Annotated in this window: 20 protein-coding genes and 1 tRNA gene; 11 read left to right on the top strand and 10 right to left on the bottom strand. The window is 64.1% G+C overall.

Features of this window, described 5'->3' with window-relative positions; genetic code table 11:
- Positions 1–15: 15 nt before the first annotated feature.
- Complete coding sequence (locus H6718_12250) at positions 16–756, bottom strand: WYL domain-containing protein (GenBank protein MCB9586164.1); 741 nt, start codon at positions 754–756, stop codon at positions 16–18.
- A 69-nt stretch (positions 757–825) separates the two neighbouring features.
- Here H6718_12250 and H6718_12245 point away from each other — a divergent pair, with 69 nt between their 5' ends.
- On the top strand, positions 826–1947 hold the full coding sequence (locus tag H6718_12245) for a DNA alkylation repair protein (GenBank protein MCB9586163.1): 1122 nt from the start codon (positions 826–828) through the stop codon (positions 1945–1947).
- Between the two features lie 65 nt (positions 1948–2012).
- On the opposite strand, the gene H6718_12240 is transcribed toward H6718_12245, so the two are convergent.
- Entirely contained in the window at positions 2013–2486 is a 474-nt protein-coding gene (locus tag H6718_12240; GenBank protein ID MCB9586162.1) for an SRPBCC family protein, read from the bottom strand.
- Positions 2483–2830 carry a winged helix-turn-helix transcriptional regulator gene (locus H6718_12235; GenBank protein MCB9586161.1) on the bottom strand — a complete coding sequence of 116 codons (348 nt, stop codon included), beginning with the start codon at positions 2828–2830 and terminating at the stop codon, positions 2483–2485. Before H6718_12235 ends, H6718_12240 begins: the two co-directional genes overlap by 4 nt.
- A gap of 255 nt (positions 2831–3085) precedes the next feature.
- Between H6718_12235 and H6718_12230 the strand changes: the two genes are divergently transcribed.
- On the top strand, positions 3086–3814 hold the full coding sequence (locus H6718_12230; GenBank protein MCB9586160.1) for an SGNH/GDSL hydrolase family protein: 729 nt from the start codon (positions 3086–3088) through the stop codon (positions 3812–3814).
- Positions 3811–4659, top strand: coding sequence for an NAD(P)H-binding protein (locus H6718_12225; protein MCB9586159.1), 849 nt, complete (start codon positions 3811–3813; stop codon positions 4657–4659). The genes H6718_12230 and H6718_12225 overlap by 4 nt, the downstream gene beginning before the upstream one ends.
- Here H6718_12225 and H6718_12220 read toward each other — a convergent pair.
- Positions 4628–5269 (bottom strand): TetR/AcrR family transcriptional regulator, encoded by a 642-nt coding sequence (locus H6718_12220; protein ID MCB9586158.1) that lies wholly within the window; start codon positions 5267–5269, stop codon positions 4628–4630. The two genes, H6718_12225 and H6718_12220, sit on opposite strands and share 32 nt — an antisense overlap.
- 41 nt (positions 5270–5310) lie before the next feature.
- Between H6718_12220 and H6718_12215 the strand changes: the two genes are divergently transcribed.
- From H6718_12215 to H6718_12200, 4 genes are all read left to right on the top strand, one after another.
- A complete protein-coding gene (locus H6718_12215) occupies positions 5311–6642 on the top strand; it encodes a DUF2254 domain-containing protein (GenBank protein MCB9586157.1) in 1332 nt (443 codons plus the stop codon).
- Positions 6643–6688: 46 nt separating this feature from the next.
- Complete coding sequence (locus H6718_12210; GenBank protein MCB9586156.1) at positions 6689–7057, top strand: VOC family protein; 369 nt, start codon at positions 6689–6691, stop codon at positions 7055–7057.
- 292 nt (positions 7058–7349) lie between these two features.
- On the top strand, positions 7350–10751 hold the full coding sequence (locus H6718_12205) for a hypothetical protein (protein MCB9586155.1): 3402 nt from the start codon (positions 7350–7352) through the stop codon (positions 10749–10751).
- Positions 10752–11614: 863 nt separating this feature from the next.
- Positions 11615–12265 (top strand): hypothetical protein, encoded by a 651-nt coding sequence (locus H6718_12200; protein ID MCB9586154.1) that lies wholly within the window; start codon positions 11615–11617, stop codon positions 12263–12265.
- 37 nt (positions 12266–12302) lie between these two features.
- Here H6718_12200 and H6718_12195 read toward each other — a convergent pair whose 3' ends face one another.
- Positions 12303–12443 carry a hypothetical protein gene (locus H6718_12195; GenBank protein MCB9586153.1) on the bottom strand — a complete coding sequence of 47 codons (141 nt, stop codon included), beginning with the start codon at positions 12441–12443 and terminating at the stop codon, positions 12303–12305.
- Entirely contained in the window at positions 12436–13515 is a 1080-nt protein-coding gene (locus H6718_12190) for a DUF1016 domain-containing protein (protein ID MCB9586152.1), read from the bottom strand. The genes H6718_12195 and H6718_12190 overlap by 8 nt, the downstream gene beginning before the upstream one ends.
- Positions 13516–13721: 206 nt before the next feature.
- Between H6718_12190 and H6718_12185 the strand changes: the two genes are divergently transcribed.
- Positions 13722–14117 (top strand): DUF1801 domain-containing protein, encoded by a 396-nt coding sequence (locus H6718_12185; protein ID MCB9586151.1) that lies wholly within the window; start codon positions 13722–13724, stop codon positions 14115–14117.
- Between the two features lie 3 nt (positions 14118–14120).
- Here H6718_12185 and H6718_12180 read toward each other — a convergent pair whose 3' ends face one another.
- Positions 14121–15437, bottom strand: a complete 1317-nt coding sequence (locus H6718_12180) for a DUF2200 family protein (protein ID MCB9586150.1) — start codon at positions 15435–15437, stop codon at positions 14121–14123.
- 382 nt (positions 15438–15819) lie between these two features.
- Between H6718_12180 and H6718_12175 the strand changes: the two genes are divergently transcribed.
- On the top strand, positions 15820–16047 hold the full coding sequence (locus H6718_12175; protein MCB9586149.1) for an AbrB/MazE/SpoVT family DNA-binding domain-containing protein: 228 nt from the start codon (positions 15820–15822) through the stop codon (positions 16045–16047).
- Positions 16048–16050: 3 nt separating this feature from the next.
- Positions 16051–16455, top strand: a complete 405-nt coding sequence (locus H6718_12170) for a type II toxin-antitoxin system death-on-curing family toxin (GenBank protein MCB9586148.1) — start codon at positions 16051–16053, stop codon at positions 16453–16455.
- 1088 nt (positions 16456–17543) lie between these two features.
- On the opposite strand, the gene H6718_12165 is transcribed toward H6718_12170, so the two are convergent.
- Positions 17544–17616, bottom strand: a tRNA-Asn gene (locus tag H6718_12165).
- A gap of 334 nt (positions 17617–17950) precedes the next feature.
- Complete coding sequence (locus tag H6718_12160) at positions 17951–18622, bottom strand: O-methyltransferase (protein MCB9586147.1); 672 nt, start codon at positions 18620–18622, stop codon at positions 17951–17953.
- Between the two features lie 86 nt (positions 18623–18708).
- On the opposite strand from H6718_12160, the gene H6718_12155 reads away from it, so the two are divergent.
- Positions 18709–19341 carry a TetR family transcriptional regulator gene (locus H6718_12155; protein ID MCB9586146.1) on the top strand — a complete coding sequence of 211 codons (633 nt, stop codon included), beginning with the start codon at positions 18709–18711 and terminating at the stop codon, positions 19339–19341.
- Positions 19342–19363: 22 nt separating this feature from the next.
- On the opposite strand, the gene H6718_12150 is transcribed toward H6718_12155, so the two are convergent.
- Positions 19364–20212 carry an ion transporter gene (locus H6718_12150; protein ID MCB9586145.1) on the bottom strand — a complete coding sequence of 283 codons (849 nt, stop codon included), beginning with the start codon at positions 20210–20212 and terminating at the stop codon, positions 19364–19366.
- Positions 20213–20315 lie beyond the last annotated feature (103 nt).

Below are 20315 nucleotides of genomic sequence, written 5' to 3'. Positions count from 1 at the left end.
CCGACGGGCCGCAGCTCACCTTGTCAGGCGCCCGGTGAGTGGACGCCAATCCTCGCAGTCTGGTAGCAACGCCTGAATCACGTTGAGGTCGGGCTTGAAGGTCACGTCACGCAAGATGCGCGGTCGCGCTATCCGATCCATGCGGAACATCCGCGGCTGGTCCTTCTCGACGTCGCGGGCGAGCAGGTACCAAACCGGGGACTGCACCAAGAGTCCATGGGGTTCGATTCGACGACTGGTCACCTGGCCGTCTCGGTCGACGTAACCGAAGCCCAGTCCGAGCCCAGCGGAAAACGCCTCCTCGAAGAGTCGGAGCAACTCCGTCGGCGTTGTTCCTGCGCTCGCGCGCACCGCAGCACTCGCCGGGTCACCGACGATCACCCGACGACACAGCGCGCGCAGTGCCCGCGCTTTCGGCGCCGGGAGGCTCCCCAGCAACTTCGCCATCGCGGAGCCAGCTGCGTCTCCCCAGGGCAAGTCGCTCGCCGCCTGGGAGAGCCGCGCGCCGAGCCAGACCGCGACGATCTCAGCGAGGGAGAGGTGGACCGCCGCAAGCCCACGATCCGCGTCCAGCCGCACACCACCGCCCGGCCCCACATCGCCACTGATGGGCAAGCCTCGCTCGCGTAAGGCCCGCAGATCGCGCAGGATCGTGCGCCGACTCACCCCAAGTTCTTCCGCGAGTTCGCCGACGGTTGAAGTGTCTCGACCGCGCAGCGTGTCAGCCAACTCCAACAACCTCTCGGCCCGCGGCATAATGGTGACAAATTCTGTCACCAATTGAAGCTATGTCAACGCCTGCGCCCCCTCCGACCAGGTAGCTCGATGACCACGAACGCCCTCAAGACCTTCTTCTCGCCCCAACTGGTCCGTCGCCTCGCAAAGGAACTCGTACGTGCCCATCCGAGTTTTCCCGAGCGCGCCTTCATCAAACAAGCATCGGACAAACTCGAAGATCTCGAGCTCCTCGACCGCGCGAAACACATCGCCGCTGCGCTCAAGCGACAGCTGCCCGCTGCCTACCCCGAAGCGCTCGACGTGGTGCTGCGAGCGCTTGGTCCGGAGATCGAGGGTGACGAGTTGATCGGTGTGGGTATGGGTCCTTTCATCTACCTACCCTATGCGCTCTTCATCGCAGAACACGGGCTCGAGCATTTCGACCTCTCGATGCAAGCCCAGCGCGAGCTCACCAAGCGTTTCACCGCGGAATCCAGCATTCGAGCGTACATCGCGAAGGACCCCGAGCGCGCCTGCAAGTTCTTCGAGAAGTGGGCACGGGACGCAAACCCACACGTGCGCAGACTGGTCTCCGAAGGAACGAGGCTTAGACTACCTTGGGCAAGCCGGGTGAAGTGGCTCGATAACAACCCAGGACGAGTCGTGGAGCTGCTCAACCTGCTCAAGGATGATCCAACAACGCTCGTACGCCGGAGCGTCGCGAACAACCTGAACGACCTAGGCAAGCTGCATCCGGAGCTCCTGACGCGCACCTGCGCTGGCTGGCTCGAGGACGGCTCAACCACTCGCCGCCAGCTCGTGGAGCACGCGCTCAGGAGTGCGGTCAAGCGCGGAGAGCCTGGGGCGCTTGCGTTGCTTGGCTTCGGCGAGCGCCCGGCGGTGAGCGTGGAACGCGTGCGTTTCAATCCGAAGCGAGTCGCAGTGGGCGGTCGCGTCAACGTCAGCTTCGCCCTCCGCAGCACCTCGCGGAAATCCCAGGAGCTGCTCCTGGATCTGGTCGTGCACTTCGTGAAGGCGAACGGGGCCACGCGGCCCAAGGTCTTCAAGCTGAAGCGCCTGACCCTCCCGTCGGGAGGCAGCGCGACCATCGAAAGTCGAGTTTCGTTCGCCTCCATGACGACGCGCAAGCACTACGCCGGGAGCCACCCCTTCGAGGTGGTGGTCAATGGTGTGGCGCATCCCCTGGGGACCTTGGAGGTGAGTGAATAGGCACTGCGGGAGGCGGCGGGGCTCCGCCCGCCGCCTCGGTGTCGCTGAAGGCTCAGGCCGCACAGCTACTGCAACGTAGCGATGAACTCCTCCAGCTGATCCCACTGCTCCGGAATGCCTGCAATGGCCCCCTGGGCGATCTCTTCGTCGAGCGCTTCCTTCGACGGATAAAGCTCGTGCAAGGTGAGGAGCGTCTTTCCTTCTCGCTCTTCGAAGGTCACGGTGGTGACTGCGATCGCGTCCTCACCCCCTTCGTCGTTGGTCCAAACCAGACGGGAGTGGGGAGTGACCTCGATGTACTTGCCGAAGAACTCCGCCTTCTGTTCGCCCATCGCGAACACCAGGCGGTACCCACCGCCAGTGCGCACATCCATTTCGCAGCTGACCAGGGTCATGGGGATCGACTTCGGAACCCACCATTGCTTGAACAGTTCAGGCTCGGTCCAAGCCTTGAACACGAGCTCGGGTGGTCCGTTGATCGTGCGGGTAATCACCACCTCGCGATCGGATTTGCGTTCCACCTGTGTCTGATTGGTCACTCAGGACTCTCCTTCTCTTTTAGTTTCTGAACGAGGGCGTCGAGGGCATCGAAGCGCTCGTCCCAGAGCTTTCGGTAGCGTTCGATCCACTCCGACTCCGCCTCGAGGCTGCGGGGCCCGAGCTTGCACGTACGCACACGGCCCACCTTCTCGGTCGTCACGAGGCCGGCCCGCTCGAGCACGCTGACGTGCTTCTTCATGCCGGTCAGCGTCATCTCGAACTTCTCAGCCAGCAGCGTGATCGACGCGTCCGAGCGCGCGAGCTGCAAGAGAACGCCGCGCCTCGTAGCGTCGGAGAGCGCGGCGAAGGAGTCGTCGAGGCGTCCTCTTGAATACTGAACCATATGGTTTAGTATTGGCGACTTCCTGAGAGAGCGCAAGAGGAACCTGAGCAAGCTCGCAAATACGCGGCTTTTTCGCGGAGTTTGTCGGGTACCAACACGAGCTGACGAAGCTGTCCCTGCCCCTTACGTTTCCGCGCAGCAAAGGCAGGAAAACCCATGCAACTATCCATCGAACAGACACACTGGCTTCTCAAGGTCCTCCAACCCGAACAAACCCTCGGCGCGCTTCCGGGGATCGCCGCGCTCTCGGAGGAGGTGCGGGCAGCGCTCGTTGGCCTCCCGAAGGACGTCTACGCAAGCGAGCGGAACCAGATGTTCGAAGGAGCCAAGCACGTCGCGCGTACCCTACTCAATGACTCCAGCGTCACCCCGTTGCTCGATCGCCTTCCCCTGAAGGAAGGCAGCCAGGTGGTGGTGTTTGGAGACAGCCACACCTCGGATCCCGAGTCTTGGGCGACGATTTTGACTGAGCTCCTGGCCTCGCGAGGTGTGTCACTCACCATCAACGCAGCTCCTGGTGACACAACGACCCACGGTCTGATCCGCATCGGCCAGGTCATCGCGCAGCAGCCTGAATGGGTGCTGTTCTTGCTCGGAACCAATGATGCGCGCACCCAGGGTCCGAACCCGACCAAGACGCTGGTTGACGCGAGCGAATCCGCGCGGAATATTATTGAGCTACAGCGGCGTACCACGCGCGAGACCCAGGCGCGCTGCCTGTGGTTGACCCCTCCAGCGGTGAACGAGGAGCGCGTCGCGAACCACTGGGGGCTGTCGCGCTTCGGCGTTGGCTTCCGGAATGAGGACGTCGCACGCATCGCCACCAGCGTTCGGGAGCTCGACGCGCCTACGATTGATCTGTTCTCGTTGCTTGGGACACCGCCCGCTGCAGAACTCCTAATGGACGATGGCCTCCACCTGTCCTTGGCGGGTCAGAAGCGCGTCGCGCTCGAGGCGCTTCGTGGCTGGAGTCAGCTGGCGTGAGCTACCTCATCACGGGCGCCACGGGGACCGTGGGTTCGCTCGTCACCCGGCGCCTGATCGATCGAGGTGAGCGCCCTGCGGTCTTGGTGCGCGATGCGAAGAAAGCGCGGAAGCTGTTCGGCGACCGCGTTTCGATCCGGGTTGGCGATCTCGCGGACATCTCGGGCGCGCTGACGGATGTTCGCGAAGTCTTTCTGGTCAACAGCGGCCCGGATCTGGACATCAGAGATCGCGCCGCTGCGTTCGCCGCGAAAGCAGCGGGAGTGCGTCACCTGGTGAAGCTCTCGACGCTGGACGTGAGCAGCGGAGTGGGTACAGGCAGCTGGCACGCCCGCGGGGAAGAGGCGATCCGTGAGAGCGGCGTTGGGTTCACATTCATCCGCTCCTCGGCGTTCATGTCCAACGCACTGAGCTGGGCGGAGGCAATCCAGCACGACGGTGTGCTGCGCATGTCGACGGGCGACGGGAGGATCGCCTTCATCCACCCGAGGGACATCGCTGACGTGGTCGTGAACGCGCTCACCACGCGGGCTCACGACAACCAGGCGCTCGTGATCACCGGTCCTCAGGCGCTCACCTACGCGGAGATGGCCTCGCAGATCGGCCAGGCCATAGGCAAGCGAGTGGGCTTCGAAGCGATCTCGGATGAGGAAGCGCGGCCTGACTTCGAGGGCCCGTTCGCGGATGCGCTGGTTGAGATCTGGCGCGCGATCCGCGAGGGCCGGCTAGCGACGCGAACTGAAGGCGTTCAGCAAGTCCTCGGGCGCGAGCCGATCCCCTTCGCGCAGTGGGCAGAGGAAAACCGCGCAGCGTTCAAGCGTCGCGGCACGACTCGAGGCAAGTGAGCACGGTCTGTACCGTTTCCTCCCGCACGGAAGCGGCTAGCGGTAGCGGCCGCTGGGGGATGCCGTGGACCAGCGCCTCGATCACGTTGGGCAGCACGAAGAGCATTCGCTCCGACGACGTCACCCGCTCGAAGGTCGTGCGGAGTGCGCGCCGAAAGCCGAGTGACCCTTCGGGTACTTGCTCCGAGACCAGCTCGTGGAGCTCCGGCTCTGTGGCGTGTAAGTCCGCGAGGCCTTCCACGAGCGCGCGCGTGAACTCGGCGAGATCACCAGCGTGTTCGGCCATCACGCGCTCGATGACTTGGTGAACCTCCTCGACGTGGCGTTCATGCAACGCACTGAAGATGGACCGCTTGTCGGGGAAGTACTGATAGAGGGAGCCGATGCTGACCCCCGCCGCCTCAGCGATGCGGTTCGTGGTGACCGCATCCACGCCCTCGCGATGAATCACCCGCGGCACTGCCTCGAGGACAGCGCGGACGGTTTCCCGCGAGCGACCCTGGCGAGGTTCACGTCGCATGCGCTCGGGGCGGTGGGCTCTCATCGGCTCGACACTAGCATCTCTGCTCGGAGCGAACACGCAGGCGCGCCCCGCTGAACCGGCGAGCATCGAAGGCGCTGCGTGATTCGCCAGAGCTCGCGCAGGGCGCGATGCTAAGGAAGCGCGTGGTCACGAAACTGCGGCACTGGTGGCAGGAGATGCAGGCGAGCTTCTGGTTCGTGCCGACGCTGATGGTCGTCGGTGCGGTGGCGCTCGCCGCTGCCCTGATCGCGCTGGACACCACGAACGAGCCACAAGTGGCGAGCGAGTGGCCGCTGATCTTCGGCTCCGGCGCAGATGGCTCCCGTGCACTGTTAGCCACGGTAGCGGGTTCGATGGTGACGGTGACCGGCGTCGTGTTCTCCGTGACCATCGTCGCGCTCTCCCTGACCTCAAGTCAGTACACGTCGCGGGTGCTCCGGAACTTCATGCGCGACCGACGAAACCAGGTGGTGCTGGGGGTCTTCGTCGGCATCTTTGCCTATTGCTTGGTCGTGCTGCGGACGATCCACGGCGACAAGGACGAGGCGTTCGTTCCATCCCTCGCTGTCCTCGGAGCGCTGGTGCTCGCGTTCGTCGGCATCGCGCACCTGATCTTCTTCATCCACCACATCTCGATGTCGATCCAGGCGTCGAGCATCATCGCGGCTGCGGCCGAGGAAACGATCAGCGCTATCGAGACGCTGTTCCCGGAGAAGCTGGGGGATGGCGACGACGAGGAACTTGCGGCGAGTCCGGACGCGACCAACGAGAGCGGCTGGAAGCAACTTTCCGCAGAGAAAAATGGATACCTACAGAGCGTCGACACCGACGCGCTGCTGGAGTGGGCGCACGAGACCGGTTCCATCATCCGTCTGGAACGCACGATGGGTGACTTCGTGGTCGAAGGCACCTGTCTCGCCTCGGTTCTTCAGTCAGGCAAGCAAGACTCCAACGCCACGGACAAGCTGAACGTGACTTGCGTGCTGAGCCGCCTGAGGACCGTAGAACAAGACCCCACGTTCGGCATTCGACAGATCGTAGACATCGCCTTGAAGGCTTTGTCGCCCGGTGTGAACGACACCACCACCGCGGTGATCTGCGTCGACTACCTCAGCGCGATCTTCGTGAGCTTGAGCGACCGCATCTTCAGGCCGCCTCATGGCATGGACGACGGCGTGCCCAGAGTCATCGCGCGCGGCCCGACCTTCGCGGAACTCTTGGCCGAAGGATTCGACGAAATCAGGCAGAGCGCCGCGGGCAACGTCGCCGTGCTGACGCGGCAACTGGGCGCGCTGGAAACGCTGGCGAACGCGACCTCGAACGCCGGTCGCAGGCAAGCCCTGAGCAAACACGTGGAGCTCGTGCTCGCGACCGCCGAAGACTCGATCGCTCTCCCCGCGGATCGGGTTGGGATCCAAGCCATGGCACAGCGCCTGTCCCAGGCGCTGCGTGCGGCTTGAAGCGCGGGGGATGAAGCGCCACCCCCGCAGTGATAAGGCAAGCGCCATGGACCTCGGCGTATTTTCGATCAGTTTGGCGGTCAAAGACCTGTCTCGCTCGCGAGCGTTTTACGAGAAGCTCGGCTTCACGATGTCTGGAGGCGACGGTGAGGCGTGGGCAATCCTCGTGAACGGCGACACGGTGATCGGTCTCTTCCAAGGCATGTTCGAGAAGAACATGCTCACCTTCAATCCCGGCTGGAGCGGTCCCGGCCAATCCAAGGAGGGTTTCAGCGACGTGCGCGATCTGTGCAAGGCGCTCGAAGCCGCAGGGATCCAACCCACCTCGAAGCAGCTCGACGGCGACGCGGGTCCTGGACACATCACCCTCGAGGATCCCGACGGAAACCCGATCCTGATCGACCAACACGTGTAGCTCGAGCTGAGCCATCACTTGTGTGGCGTTCCCCTCCCCCCCAAAAACCTCCCGTGCGTGGCGCAGAGGCCTTGCGCGCCTGCCTGGAGCCCTTTCGTGCGTCCGCGGTACCTGCATGTGCATCCGCGGCACCTTCACGCGCGCCCAGAAGGCCTAGCGCGCGATCTCGGAGGCCTCTCGCGCCTACCGGAAGCTTCACACGCGAGCAACAACGCCTCCCAAGCGGCGCATTGAAGCCCATCGCACTTCGACCACGTCGCGCGCTGGGAGGGACGTGGGCTAAAGTGCTGGCATGAGCGAGCAAGACTTGGCTGCGGGCTTCGCCGCCAGCGTCGATGGCCTGGACCACCGCGTGCGCGTCGCGCGCTGCGTCGAGCTCGGGCGAGAGGCGAGGAGCGATAGCCGCGCGGCAACGCTCGTCGCGCAGCTCGCGGCGAGTCCAAGCAGCTACCTGCGCAGCCTGGCCCTGGCGAGCAGCTACGGCAGCGCGAGCAGTGAGCAAGTGTTGGCCGCCGTTCGGGGACCTTCCCAAGTGCTGCGCAAGCGCGCGTTGAAGCTCGCCGTCCACGTGTGCGACGACGAAGGGCTGAGCGTGTGTTTGGATCATGCCCCCGCCGGCGCGCGAAAGACGCTACTGCTCAAGCTGCGCCGCCATGGACGCACCGCAGCTGTGGACAGCTGGCTGCACGGGGTGTGGTCGGCGCAAGACCCGGACCAGCAACGCCTCGACCTGCTCGGCTATGCCTCACCGGAGCTGGTCAGCGAGCTGCTCGCTTCCAGTGATACAGCCGCCACGTTGAACCGCCTCACGCCTCACGGCTGGGGGCGCCTGGCGCGCTTCCACGGCGCGCTCGTCGCGTCATTGCTGAATCAAGCCCTGGACGAGGCCAAGGGCGGCATCGATCCGCGTCTGCGCTGGCGCTTGACCGCCGTGCTGCCAGAGCTCGCAGCGCACGCCGGCGAACAAGCGATCGCTCTGGTGGGCCGCCTGATGACCTTCGAACAGGCCCCGGGGTATTGGCTGGGTTCGAGCATCCAACAGCTCGCCAAGCGCTTCCCCGAGGCAATGTTCGATGAGCTCAAGCGCCTGCACATCGCCACGCGGCCGGTGCCCGCGCCGGGGGCATTCGGCGCGGTGCGCTTCACTAACCTGGCCGCACGTTTGGGCAGCGAACGCTTGTGCTACCTGCTCCTCCACGCGCCGACGACCCTCAGCGATGACCCAAAGCGCGGCAAGCGCTGGTACCTGAGCCTGCCCCAAGAGCAACGCGAACAGGTCTTGAGCACCTGGCTCAAGGGGATGGCCAGCGCCGGGGTGCAGCGCAGCTGGGGCGGCTTCTTGTTTCGCTACCTGGAGCCAACGCACCCCCAGCGCGACGAGGCGTTCCGGCGCTGGAGCGCGGCGGCCCGCGACACTCACGGCGTGATCTCCATCGCCCAGGTCGCGCACCTGCCTCCGGACCTGCAACAACGCGAGGCCACCCGCCACCTGACCGCCGTGGACTACCTCCAGACGCGGCCGCGGGAGCGCATTCAGTACGCGCGCTTCCTGGCTCCCGACGCCGCCAAGCAAATCGTGGCGCCCTGGCTCGGCCACCCTGAAGGAGAAGAGCGGGGCTACGCCTTGCGAGCGCTGATCGCCGCCGCCGAGTTCAACCCAGGCGCCACGCGGCTCGCCCTCGATCTCGTTTCCGCGAGGCGATTTGAGCAAGACCCGGTACGCGGGGTGATGCTCGCTAGCCTCGCGGATCTCCCGCGGCGTTGCTTTGGCGCTGAACACCTAGGACAGCTGGGTGAGATCGTGGACCACGCGCTGGACGCCGCGGATCTCTCAACAGGCACGAGCTTCCACCTCGACCGACTGCTCACCAGCCTGTTCCGACTGGACGCGCCTTGGGCCGCCCAGAACCTCAGCCGCTTGCTCAAGATCCGCGGCAATATCTCCAGCCTGGGTCTCTTGGTGGGGGTGGCGCGGGACGATCTCGCAGCCCTCGAGCCAGCCATCTGTGATCTCATGGGCACCTGGGCGACCCAGGAGCGCGCCGGCGCCTTGGCCTGGCTAGCGCTCAGCGCGGGTCCGCGGCTCGGCGAGATGCCTTCGGTGCTGGAAGCCATGCGCGCACTCGCGCGGAGCGTGCCCCTACTCGGCGTGGTGACGACCTTGCTCGCCCAAGTGCGCCGCGCGGATCCCAAGGCCTTCTCCGAGTTGGCAGATGAGCTGCTCGCCAAGGACGAGAGCTTCATCGCGGCCCCCAGCATCGCAGACTTCGTGGCCACTCAGCGCCAGAGTCGCTTGCGAGGCTTCCTTGGCGAGCGCCCATTGCACGGGCGCTTCTCCAGCGAGCAGACGCGCTGGGTGATCCACTTCCGACTGGGGCACGGCAGCTGGACGGCCCGCGACCAGTGTACCCGCGCGGAATCGCTCGAGGCGATCCTGGCAGACACCGAGCGCGACGTGCCTACCCTGCGTAGCTGCCTGGATCAGCTCACGCGCTTGGCCTTCGCGCCGAGCCAGCTGCTGATCCGCTTCGCGAGCGATCCGAGGGCGCCGCTCCGTGAGATGGCGGTGCGTGCGCTGCCCCACCTCGACGACGGGAGCGGCCTCGCGACGCTTCAAGAGTGCCTCGGCGACGATCGCGCGCGCTGGGCGATCTACGCGTGGCGTAAGCAGCTCTTGGCACTGCCACGCAGCGAGGTCATCGAGATGCTGAAGAGCGTGCCGCTCAAGCAAGTCACCGTCGCCAAAGAGGTGATCCGACTGCTCGGTGACTACGCGGGTGAACCCGGACTTCAGCTCTTGCTGAGCTACGACCGCAGTTCGCTCCACCGCGACGTCCACCTCGCGCTGCTGCGAGCGCTGTGGCCCCACCTCGATCGCGAAGAGGCATGGCAAGTGTGGGAAGAGGCATCCGACAGCTCGGATTGGGTGCTGGCGAGTCGCCTCGCGGAGATCCCCACTGCACGCCTGAGCGCCGAGAGCGAAGCGCGCATCACCCGGCTGTTCAGCAAGTTGCTGCAGCGCCCGGAGCTGGACGCCCGCCTGGCGCTCCTAGGCCGCGTGGCGTACATCCCCTTGGTCGACGCCGAGCGGGTGCTGTGGAACGCCTGCGCCGCGGGGCTACGCGCGGAGCAAGCTGCGGAGGCCGTCGCGGCGTTCAACGCCTGCATGCATCGCATGCAGGGCCGTGAAAGCGAGCAGCTCGCGCGGGCGCTGCTCCAGTTGACCGAGGTCACCGCCAAGCGTCATATCCTCGCGGCACTACTAGAGGTACTACCGAACCACCTGGGCCCTTACGCTGGCAAGGCCCGCACCGACGTGGGCAAGCAGGTGCTCACCGGCCTGATCGCCGATCCGCTGCTGGCCCCTCAAGCCATTCGCCTGGCAGGCAGGCTGTATGACTTCCGGCGGCTGAGCGAGCTGCTCACGTCGCTGTCGGACCAGAACCTGCTGCACTACGACAGCATGGAGGCCGCACTGAGCGCGGTGCGCCACGCAGTGCATCCGTCACAGATCGAGGGCCTGCTCTCCAACGCAGAGGACCCGCGGCTGCGACGCATCGCCTTGGAAGCCCTGCTCGCAACCTCCAAGCCCAAGCGGGGTTGGGGCAAAGAGCAGCGCGAGCGCCTGGCAGTCTATCAGGCCGACCAGGATCCGTTGGTCGCGAGCCGCGCGGCGTGGGTGGTGCCGCGGTAGCTCGCCGACCGCCGCGCCTCGACCCGGAGTGCCCGCAGATAAGCGGCGCGCCTAGGACCAGCGTGCACACCGCGCGGATCAGCAGGTTTCCGTCCTCGAACACCACGCGGAGCGTCGCGCGTTGAAGAGCACGACTGGCAGCGCGAAGCTCCACGCAGTCAACATCGCAATCCGCCTGGTGATCGATCGCGTGCGCGTTGGCTCCACAACGAAGCCACTGACGAAGGATCTCGATTCGCAGGCTTAGCGCGAGGTGAGGACGGCTCGAGTTGACTTCGAGGTCACGACCTGTTTGGAGATCCAGGAGCAGCGATGCCAAGCGACGAACGAGGATCTGTAATGGGGTGAGGATGATGAGCTCGAAGAAGAAGAGCGGCTCGAAAGGTCAGAAAGGGAGACCGAACAACCCACGCACGAGTTCGACTTGGAAGCTGTTTCCGCTGTATGGGCTGGCGCTTGACGACGAGAAGGACGGCTTCAACGACCCGCTGTGGGGAGACGCGACTTTAGTGTCGCTCACGGTGGCGCGGGAGCGCGTAGCGCGTGGGGCAACCTCGGATGCTGTTCTAGTCTTGACTCATGGGCGACTGAGCGAAGCCCTGGGCGAGCGGACCCCAGGGAATCGGGAGACGTTGGTAGAGTTTCCTCCCGAAGGTTATGTCGCAGTGCGAGCGCGCGGCGATGAGGCAGCCGAGAGGCGAAGAGCTGAAAAGATTCGCGCGATGCTCACTGGGACCAGATTTCTTCGCGGCCTTCGAGCGACTGCCTTCTGTGGGAACCCTCGCGAATACGCCTGGTATCTTGCTCCCAAGTCTCTCACGCTCGGCGGAGGAGCCCCTCCATCAGCGCAAATTCAACAGATCGTGAACCCCAACATTGTTCAGAAACCCGTATCGGTTTCCAAACAAGCACTTCGCAACTCAGTCCGCACTGGCGCGCCGATCATCGCTGGAGAGTCGTGGGACCTTCACTATCAGCACGGCATCTGCAGGGTGCTCAACACGCTGACCCCATCGAGCCTGGAGAAACGCATCATCACCTCCGCGTTGATCGCTCAGGACGCGGCATGCTCTTCAAACTTCGCGAAGCTGCAACTCGCTGTGACCTCGTACGAGATCCTCTTCAATACGAAGAACTTCACAGATCTCGAAAAGCGTGTCAGCAGCTTCGTCGTGAAGCTGCCAAACGGCCTGACGCTCCAAGACATCTTCAAATCGAGGCACGATCTCACGCATCGAGCACGGCAGGACAACGAGGCTTCGATTGAAGCCTTGTCGACAGCAGCTGTCGTTGTGGCTTGGACTCTCATCGACATCGCGACGGCTTTCTCGGAGAAGCTCACCGCGAAGCAGTTTGATGAGTACGTCGACGCTCTGGTTCGCAGCCGTGAGCTCGATGAAGTGATCGGTCGGGTGATAGGAGAGGAGAACTATCGCGCGCACAGGCAGCTTGTGCACGAAGCGACCAAGGAGAAGCGCGGTGCCTTGTCGCTCAACCAGTCGCCGCCGCCATAGGGCAAGTCACGAGACGAGAAGCAAGGCGACGCCCCGATCACCCAATATCCGTGACCTGCCCCGTCCTTGCCTCGTCGCCCAAAGAGCGTTGCCTTAGGTCCTCCAAGAAGACGCTGGTCGTGGCCAGGGCTTCGAAGGTCGCGCCGTTCGTGCTCGTTCCCCGTTTGCGCTCAGCCATGCCCAGTTCCTGTCCCGGATGTGTCATCCGGCGGTGCGAGCTGCGCGTACAGCTCATGAAGTTTCGCGCGGAGCACCTCCTTCGGGGGCAGCACCGTCTGGTACTCGGCTACGAGGGTGGGCGACGTCGTCCGCGCAAGCGCGTATTCCACAACTTCGTCGTCCTTCGTCGCGCAAAGCAGAACGCCGATTGAAGGCCGCTCGTGAGGCTTCTTCACGTCGCGATCGAGCGCCTCAACGTAGAACGAGAGCTGTCCAAGATCGGCGGGCCTGAATTTCTCGGTCTTCAGCTCGAAGGCTACGAGGCACTGCAGCCCTCTGTGGAAGAACACGAGGTCGACCGCGAAATCCTGGTTGCCTACCTGCAACGGGTACTCCGAACCCACAAAGCAGAAGTCTCGACCTAGCTCCGTGAGGAAGCGTCCCAAGTTGCGAAGCAACGCCGTGTGGAGATCAGCCTCGGAGTGGTCAGCGGTGAGGCCGAGGAACTCGACATTGTATGCGCTCTTGAACTCAGCCAGGGCGGTCGGATGAGTTTGTCTCAGCACTGGTGAGACTTTCTTCGCCGGCTGCGCATCGCGAAGGACCGCACCTGATCGTAGCTGGCGTTCAAGCTCGCGGGAGGTCCATCGTTCCTTGATGGCGGTGAGGATGTAGAACTCCCGCGCCTCGACGGCTTTCGTCTGGCCGAGGATGAGCAGGTGATGCGTCCACGGCAATTGTCTCAGCAGCGCTGAGACTTTTCGATGCCCATGGTACGCCTCGTAGAACTGGCGCATCCGGAACAGGTTCGGCCGGGTGTACCCGCGGGTGCCGGGGTAGCGCCGCGCGAGATCGGCAGCGAGCTCCTTGACCACGCCGTCCCCCCACTCAGCGCTCGCGATCTTTCGGCTGATGTACTCTCCGAGTTCCCAGTAGTGTTCGACGAGCACTGCGTTCACGGCCTGGTGGCCACGAGCACGCGCAGTCTCGATGAGTGCCACGACCTCGGCGAACCGCTTCTCGTCCCCGACGGTGCGAGTCCGATTCGTTCGGGGAGCCGCGCGCCCCACCTTGGTAGCGCGGCGCTTCATCGGAGAGGTCTTCTTGGCCATGGGAGAGCGTCCAGGTTCGGGCCCGCATCAGAACTCCGCAAGCAAATCTGTTGCCCTTCGCTCGCCACGCGCGCCCGACCCTGGTGAACGCCAGGCCCAACAACTCACCCCAACGAACCAACCCACCTCGCTCCATGTCCGTTACCCAGCCACGCCAAGTCGCGCTAGGGCTAACGGAACACGCGATGCACGAGGACATCCAGAAGTACAACGCCGCTCAGTCAGCAGGCTCTCGCGAGATCTGCGAGGCGCTGGCGACAGCGATCGACGCAGGACTCAAGAAAGCTGAGAGCAAGATCTGGCACGGCGCTCCGGTGTGGTTCATCGATGGCAATCCCATCGTCGGCTACTGGGTGCGCAAGACGCACGTGCAGCTGCTCTTCTGGAGCGGGCAGTCCTTCGAGAAGCCGCTGCTTCAGCCCGAGGGTAAGTTCAAAGCCGCGGAGCTGCGCATCACCGATGCGTCGCAGATCAAGCTGCGGGATCTGAAGCGCTGGCTGCGAACAGCTCGGACGGTGCAATGGGACTACAAGAACGTCGTCAAGCGGCGCGGCGTGCTCGAGAAGATCGGTAGCTGGTAGCCGTTACGATCGCAGGATGCTCTCGAGCTTCTTCCCCCTGGCGAGCTCATCCACCAGCTTGTCGAGGTAGCGGATCTTCTGCATCAGCGGATCCGCGACGTCTTCGACGCGCACCCCGCAGATGACTCCTGTGATGAGCTCGGCCTTCGGGTTCCAGCGCGGTGCGGCGCCAAAGAACGCCTCGAAGTCGACCTTCTTGTCGATGGCGCGCTGCAGAGCCTTGCCGCGATAGCCGGTGAGCCAGGCGATGACCTCGTCGACCTCCTGTTGCGTGCGGCCCTTCTTCTCGACCTTTTGCACGTAGAGTGGGTACACGCTGGCGAACGACATCGCGAAGATGCGCGGCTTCTTCGCTGCGTCCGCAGAAGCAGGCTTCGTGACACTCGCTTTGGTGGTCGTCTTCTTGGCGGTCGCTGTCTTTGCAGTCGCTTTATTGGACGTCGTCGTCTTTCCCGTCGCTGGTTTGGTCGCCGCCTTCTTGGGCTTCTTCGGGGCGGCCTCCTTCTCGGCGATCTCGGCGAGGCGTGTGCGTACGAGGGCGCTCACAATCTTCTTTGGCAGCGGCTTGTCGGGCGGAAACGCGATGCCACCTTTCGTCCCCTTGTAGCCATCGACGAGCGCGCCGAGCTTCGGGACGACGTTGCCGCTGTGGGGGTAGTACCCGCAGTTCTTCCCGAAGAAGGCGAAGCCCGCAGCGACCTTTCCGTTCGGCAACCGGAAGGCCGGCATGTTGTAGCTGATCGTCTCCGTCGCGGTCGGCAGCAACTCACGCAAATGCTCACACAGCCGCGTGAGCGTCGCGCGTGCGGTGAGGTTCTCGATGCCCTCTAGATAGGTGTCGATGGGGCTCTTCGCTGAACCGGTTCGGGTCGACTTCTTGGGAGCCTTGGTCGCGGCGGCGTCGCGCGCGCGCTTGCCATAGGTCTTGGCGGTGAGCTGCTTGAACGACTTGCGGACGATGCCCTTCAGCACGCGCAGGTCGACCTTGCTGAGGTCCTTGATGTAGAGGCAGCCGACACCCGTGGTGTGGGGCCCTAGCTTCTCCAGCGCGGCTTCGTGGTAGGCGATCCCGTCGAGGAGATAGATCGTGGTCGCCGCCTTGCGTGGCGAGAACCCAGCTGCTGGCGCCGTGCCCTTACGACCGCTGTCGTACTCGTAGGAGTACTCGCCGAAGCCGACGATCGAAGAACCGCTCATCGTCGGTTCGAGTCCCGTCGCTTCGCGCATCAGCTCGAGCAGCGCGAGCGCGTCGCGGCGTCGCCCAGCGGGTGCGACGGCATCCAGAAAGGTTTGGACTTCGGTAGCGGTGTTCGTTGCCACGGAGGCAAGGTACTCGGCGAGCGAGCTTCGAGTCTACGGCCGCGGGAGCCGCTATTCAGTGTTTGGGACCGAGGAGCGGTCGTCTGAGGGTGAGGGGCACCGCAACGGCACCGCGCAGTCGAGGCGCTACCGAATCGCGCGAAGCACTTGTGGTCGAGGACGGACCGATCACGACGTCGAGCCCACACTTGCGCCTGGAGGAGGCTCGAGGTCGGCACGCTGATGGTGAATCCGCACGGCACTAGGCTCGGCGATGCCTCCTCGAGAAGGTCGTGACGGATCACGAAGCTGAAGTGCGTCACGGTCTTCTCCCCCCTGGCCATCTCGAGACGTGCGCGTTACACTCTCTGTATTACGTGCGTACGAACGAGGTTGTACCATGATGGTCAAGAAGCTCTCCGCAGTTGGCAACAGCCTGGGTCTCATCATCGAGCGGCCCATCCTCGAGCTGCTCGAAATCACCAAGGACACCCCGCTCGAGGTCACGACGGACGGCGAGGCGCTCATCATTCGCCCAGTGAAGCGGGCGCCGCTGATGGATCGGGCGCTGGCCTCCGCCGACCGGCTGATGGACGCCCACGAGGAGACTTACGTGAAGCTCGCCAAGTGAGAGATGCCAGTGGAAATCGAGTTCCTCACGGTGGAGGTGGTGCTCGCACTGCACCAGCGCCAGCTTGAGCGGTTCGGCGGCGGCGCGGGCGTGCGTGATCGCGGCCTCCTGGAGTCGGCGGTCGCCCAGCCGCAGACGTCGTTCGGCGGCACCTATGCACACGAAGGCCTGTTTGCGATGGCGGCGGCGTACCTGTTCCACATCGTCTCGAACCATCCCTTTGTCGATGGCAACAAGCGCGTGGGGTTGCTCGCAGCGCAGGTCTTCCTCGATGTAAACGGCGTCACTCTGGACCACGACTCGGAGGCCTTCTACGCGCTGACCATGGGCGTTGCGGAGGGGCGTATCGAGAAGTCCGCGGTCGTCGCCGAGCTCGAGCGCATCGCAAAGTCCAAGCCGGCGACGTAGCCGGCACGATCTCGGCGAGCCGCGCGGGAACGAGCGCGCTGGCTCTGGTTTGCCTCGAACTCCACCGGCAGCGTCCAGTGGACGGCTGTTTTTCCCCTCGACCTTCGCTGGCCCGAGTGAGAACGGCGTGGAAGCTGACGGTCACTGGCCGTCTCCTCGTCTTCCAGCCGATGAAGATGATCGCGCTGCGCGTGCCGACAGACCGAGCGCGTGCTCAGACTCCTAAATACCTGCCGGGGCTCAGCTTCTTGGGAACACCCACTGCGAACTGACAAGACCCGCCCAGATGAGCCCGAAACGAACAAAGGCCCCTCACGCGAGTGGGGGCCTTTTTCGTGGCGGGCTCCGAGAGTAGGACTCGACTGCGACCCAAACAGGTCGCAGCCACGAGCCGAAGGCGAAGTGGAACCTGGTGAAGATGTCCTACAGCTCTCCCAGAGGAGCCCAGAACGAACAAAGGCCCCTCACGCGAGTGGGGGCCTTTTTCGTGGCGGGCTCCGAGAGTAGGACTCGACTGCGACCCAAACAGGTCGCAGCCACGAGCCGAAGGCGAAGTGGAACCTGGTGAAGATGTCCTACAGCTCTCCCAGGAGCCCAGAACGAACAAAGGCCCCTCACGCGAGTGGGGGCCTTTTTCGTGGCGGGCTCCGAGAGAGACTCGACTGCGACCCAAACAGGTCGCAGCCACGAGCCGAAGGCGAAGTGGAACCTGGTGAAGATGTCCTGCGAGGAGCCCAGAACGAACAAAGGCCCCTCACGCGAGTGGGGGCCTTTTTCGTGGCGGGCTCCGAGATGAGACTCGACTGCGACCCAAACAGGTCGCAGCCACGAGCCGAAGGCGAAGTGGAACCTGGTGAAGATGTCCTACAGCTCTCCCAGAGGAGCCCAGAACGAACAAAGGCCCCTCACGCGAGTGGGGGCCTTTTTCGTGGCGGGCTCCGAGAGTAGGACTCGACTGCGACCCAAACAGGTCGCAGCCACGAGCCGAAGGCGAAGTGGAACCTGGTGAAGATGTCCTACAGCTCTCCCAGAGGAGCCCAGAACGAACAAAGGCCCCTCACGCGAGTGGGGGCCTTTTTCGTGGCGGGCTCCGAGAGTAGGACTCGAACCTACGACCAGGCGGTTAACAGCCGCCCGCTCTACCAACTGAGCTATCTCGGAATGGTTGGGAGGCGGAAGGCTACTCATAGCGGCGATCTGGTCAAGAAAAACTGACGGAGCACGTTGAAATCCCAACGTTTTGCGGGGTTTTGGCGAGCACCGACAACGCGGCCCAGCGCTCCCTCCGATGCCTCCGCGCGCTCCCAAATCACCCAGCCCGAACTTCCGCAGACCCCGCGATCGGTGCGGCGACGGACGTCGCACCTCCCCCCCTGCCCTGACTCTCAAGCGGGCTCCCGCTGCCCGAACGCCTGGCCGCAGCGTAGATGCCGATCGATTTTTTGGGGGGGGAGAGGTCCAGCAGTCTCAGCCGCACGTCTCCCTACGGCAATGCTCAAGCGCTTCGCACCGAGAGCTCGACGTCGGATCCGAACGGAAGTGAGACGTAGCCGCCGGTGGGCGCTCGGATCAGCCCGAGGTAGTCTGGGCTGTGGTCGGCGTTGTCCGCGACGATCAGCGCGCCCTGGCGTAGGTGCGGCTCCACCAGCTCGAGCACCTCGCGGTACAACGCCTTCGCGCCGTCGAGCAGCAGCAAGTCGACTTCCGCAGGGAGATCGCGCTGCAGGGTCTCCAGGGCGTCGCCTTCGCGGATCTCCACCAGATCGGCTAGCCCAGCTTCCTCCAGGTGCTGCCGCGCGCGCGCCACTTTGCCTGGCTCGAACTCCGTGGTGATCAAGCGGCCGCCACCGTTGTCCCGCAGCGCCGCCGCGAGGTGCAGCGTCGAAACGCCAAACGACGTCCCGTACTCCACGATGTGCTTCGCGTGGGTGCTGCGCGCGAGGAGGTAGAGCAGCCGCCCGGTTTCCGGCGATACCGGCAGCGGGATGTCCTTTAGCAGCCCATACAGCTCGCGGTACTGGGTCTTGCTCTGCATCAGCTCGTGCGTCAGCCGGGTGCGCTCCGCGCTAGATAGTGCCGCGACCTCCGGGACCTGAAACGGGGACAGTCCCTGTGCCTCGCGGAACAGGCGGTCGAGCAGCGGGGTGATCTGAGTCAGCGTGGTCATGCGATTCTCCGTTTGGGCTACTTGGGTCACCCGGTTAGAATGCGACGAATCATTCGCATTCGCGATTCGCATCACAAAAGCGCAGCATGGCCAAACGTAAGACACCGCAGATCTCCGCAAGAAAGGCCCCACAACAGGCTCGCTCCAGCGACCTGGTGGCTGCGGTGCTCGAGGCCGCTGTTCAGGTTTTGGTCAAGCAAGGAGCGCCTCGCTTCACCATGGCGCGGGTGGCGGAGAAGGCGGGCGTCAGCGTTGGGTCGCTCTATCAATACTTCCCGAACAAGGCGGCCATCCTGTTTCGACTGCAGAGCGACGAGTGGCGCGAGACTCGAGAGCTCCTGCGCTCGATCCTCGAGGATGCGAGTGTGCCTCCATTGAACAGGCTGCGAGGGGCGGTCCACGCCTTCGTGCGGTCGGAATGTGAAGAAGCAGCGGTCCGTGGCGCGCTGGACGATGCCGCGCCGCTCTACCGGGACGCCCCAGAGGCGAAAGCCGCGCGCGAGGCGTCCGCAGCCACCATGCGGCGCTTCGTCACCGAGCTCTTGCCAGACACTCCAGCGCCCCAGCGCGATCTCGCTGAGGAGCTCTTGAAGACCACGCTCAGCGCGGTGGCCAAGCAGTTCTCGGAGGCGCCGCGCACGGAGTCTGAAATCGAAGCCTACTCCGACGCACTGGCTGACATGCTGTGCGCCTACGTGGAGAGGGTCGCCGCTAGCTAGTGAGGCGGATCAGTTCGCCCCACTAGATGCGCTCCACGTCGTGAAAGCGCCGGACATCCATGATAATATTTCCGTTCGGCTTTTCGCTCAAGACGTCGGCCAAGCGATGGTCATGGAGGATCTGCGGGTCCTCGTAGCTGAAGACAGCGTGAACGGGCTGCATGGTGGTCTCGTCGAGGCCCGACACGCTCACCATCACTTCAATCTCTTGTTCGACGTAGTCCGCAGGGGTGAGACCGAACAACGGGCTGTCCTCGTCGATGGGGTGCATGATCACGAAGGCGCGAGCCAACACCGGCGCGACGTCACGAGCGAGCTTGAGATCCACCATGCGATAGAACGTCTTGCCCTCCGCGGTGTGCACGGTGCGCGTCAGTACACAGCGCACCCGCGCGTCTAGCACGGAGTCGTTTCGATCGTTGCCGATGCGCAGCATCAGCGTCTTCACCCCGTCGTGGGGACCAATCACGACGTTGCGGGAGAAGACGATGCGCGCACTGGCGCGAGCGAACTTGCTGAAGACGAGGCCGGTGAAGATGGCCGTCACGAACACGCCACAGATGGACTCGATGGTCATCAACACATTCGCGATCTCAGACTGGGGGTACATGCCGCCATAGCCAATCGTGGCCATCGTCTGCACGCTGAAGAAGAACGCGTCTTTGAACGAACCGGGCGTCATGTTCGCGACGCCCCCCAGGCGCCAGTAGCAGATGGCGAACGCTAAGTTCATCACCACGTACACGGCGCCAAGCAAGCTGATGGCGCGCGTCCACGAAGCGCGAAGCAGCAAGTGATAGATGTCGCGCAACGGGTGGAGCCGGGCGCCGACGATAATGACCTGAGAGGTACGTTGCTGCTCTTGAGCCATGGTCGCGGTGCCTACCTCGGCTGACTGAACGCAGAAAGCCAGCTGAGTTCTCAACCGCAGACCAGCGGGATTCGTGCGCTCAGTGCGGGCCGCAGTCTGTACG

Source organism: Polyangiaceae bacterium, assembly GCA_020633205.1.
GTDB lineage: Bacteria > Myxococcota_A > Polyangia > Polyangiales > Polyangiaceae > JAHBVY01.
Note: the sequence above shows the minus strand (reverse complement) of the source record. Positions and strands in the feature narration are given on the sequence as shown.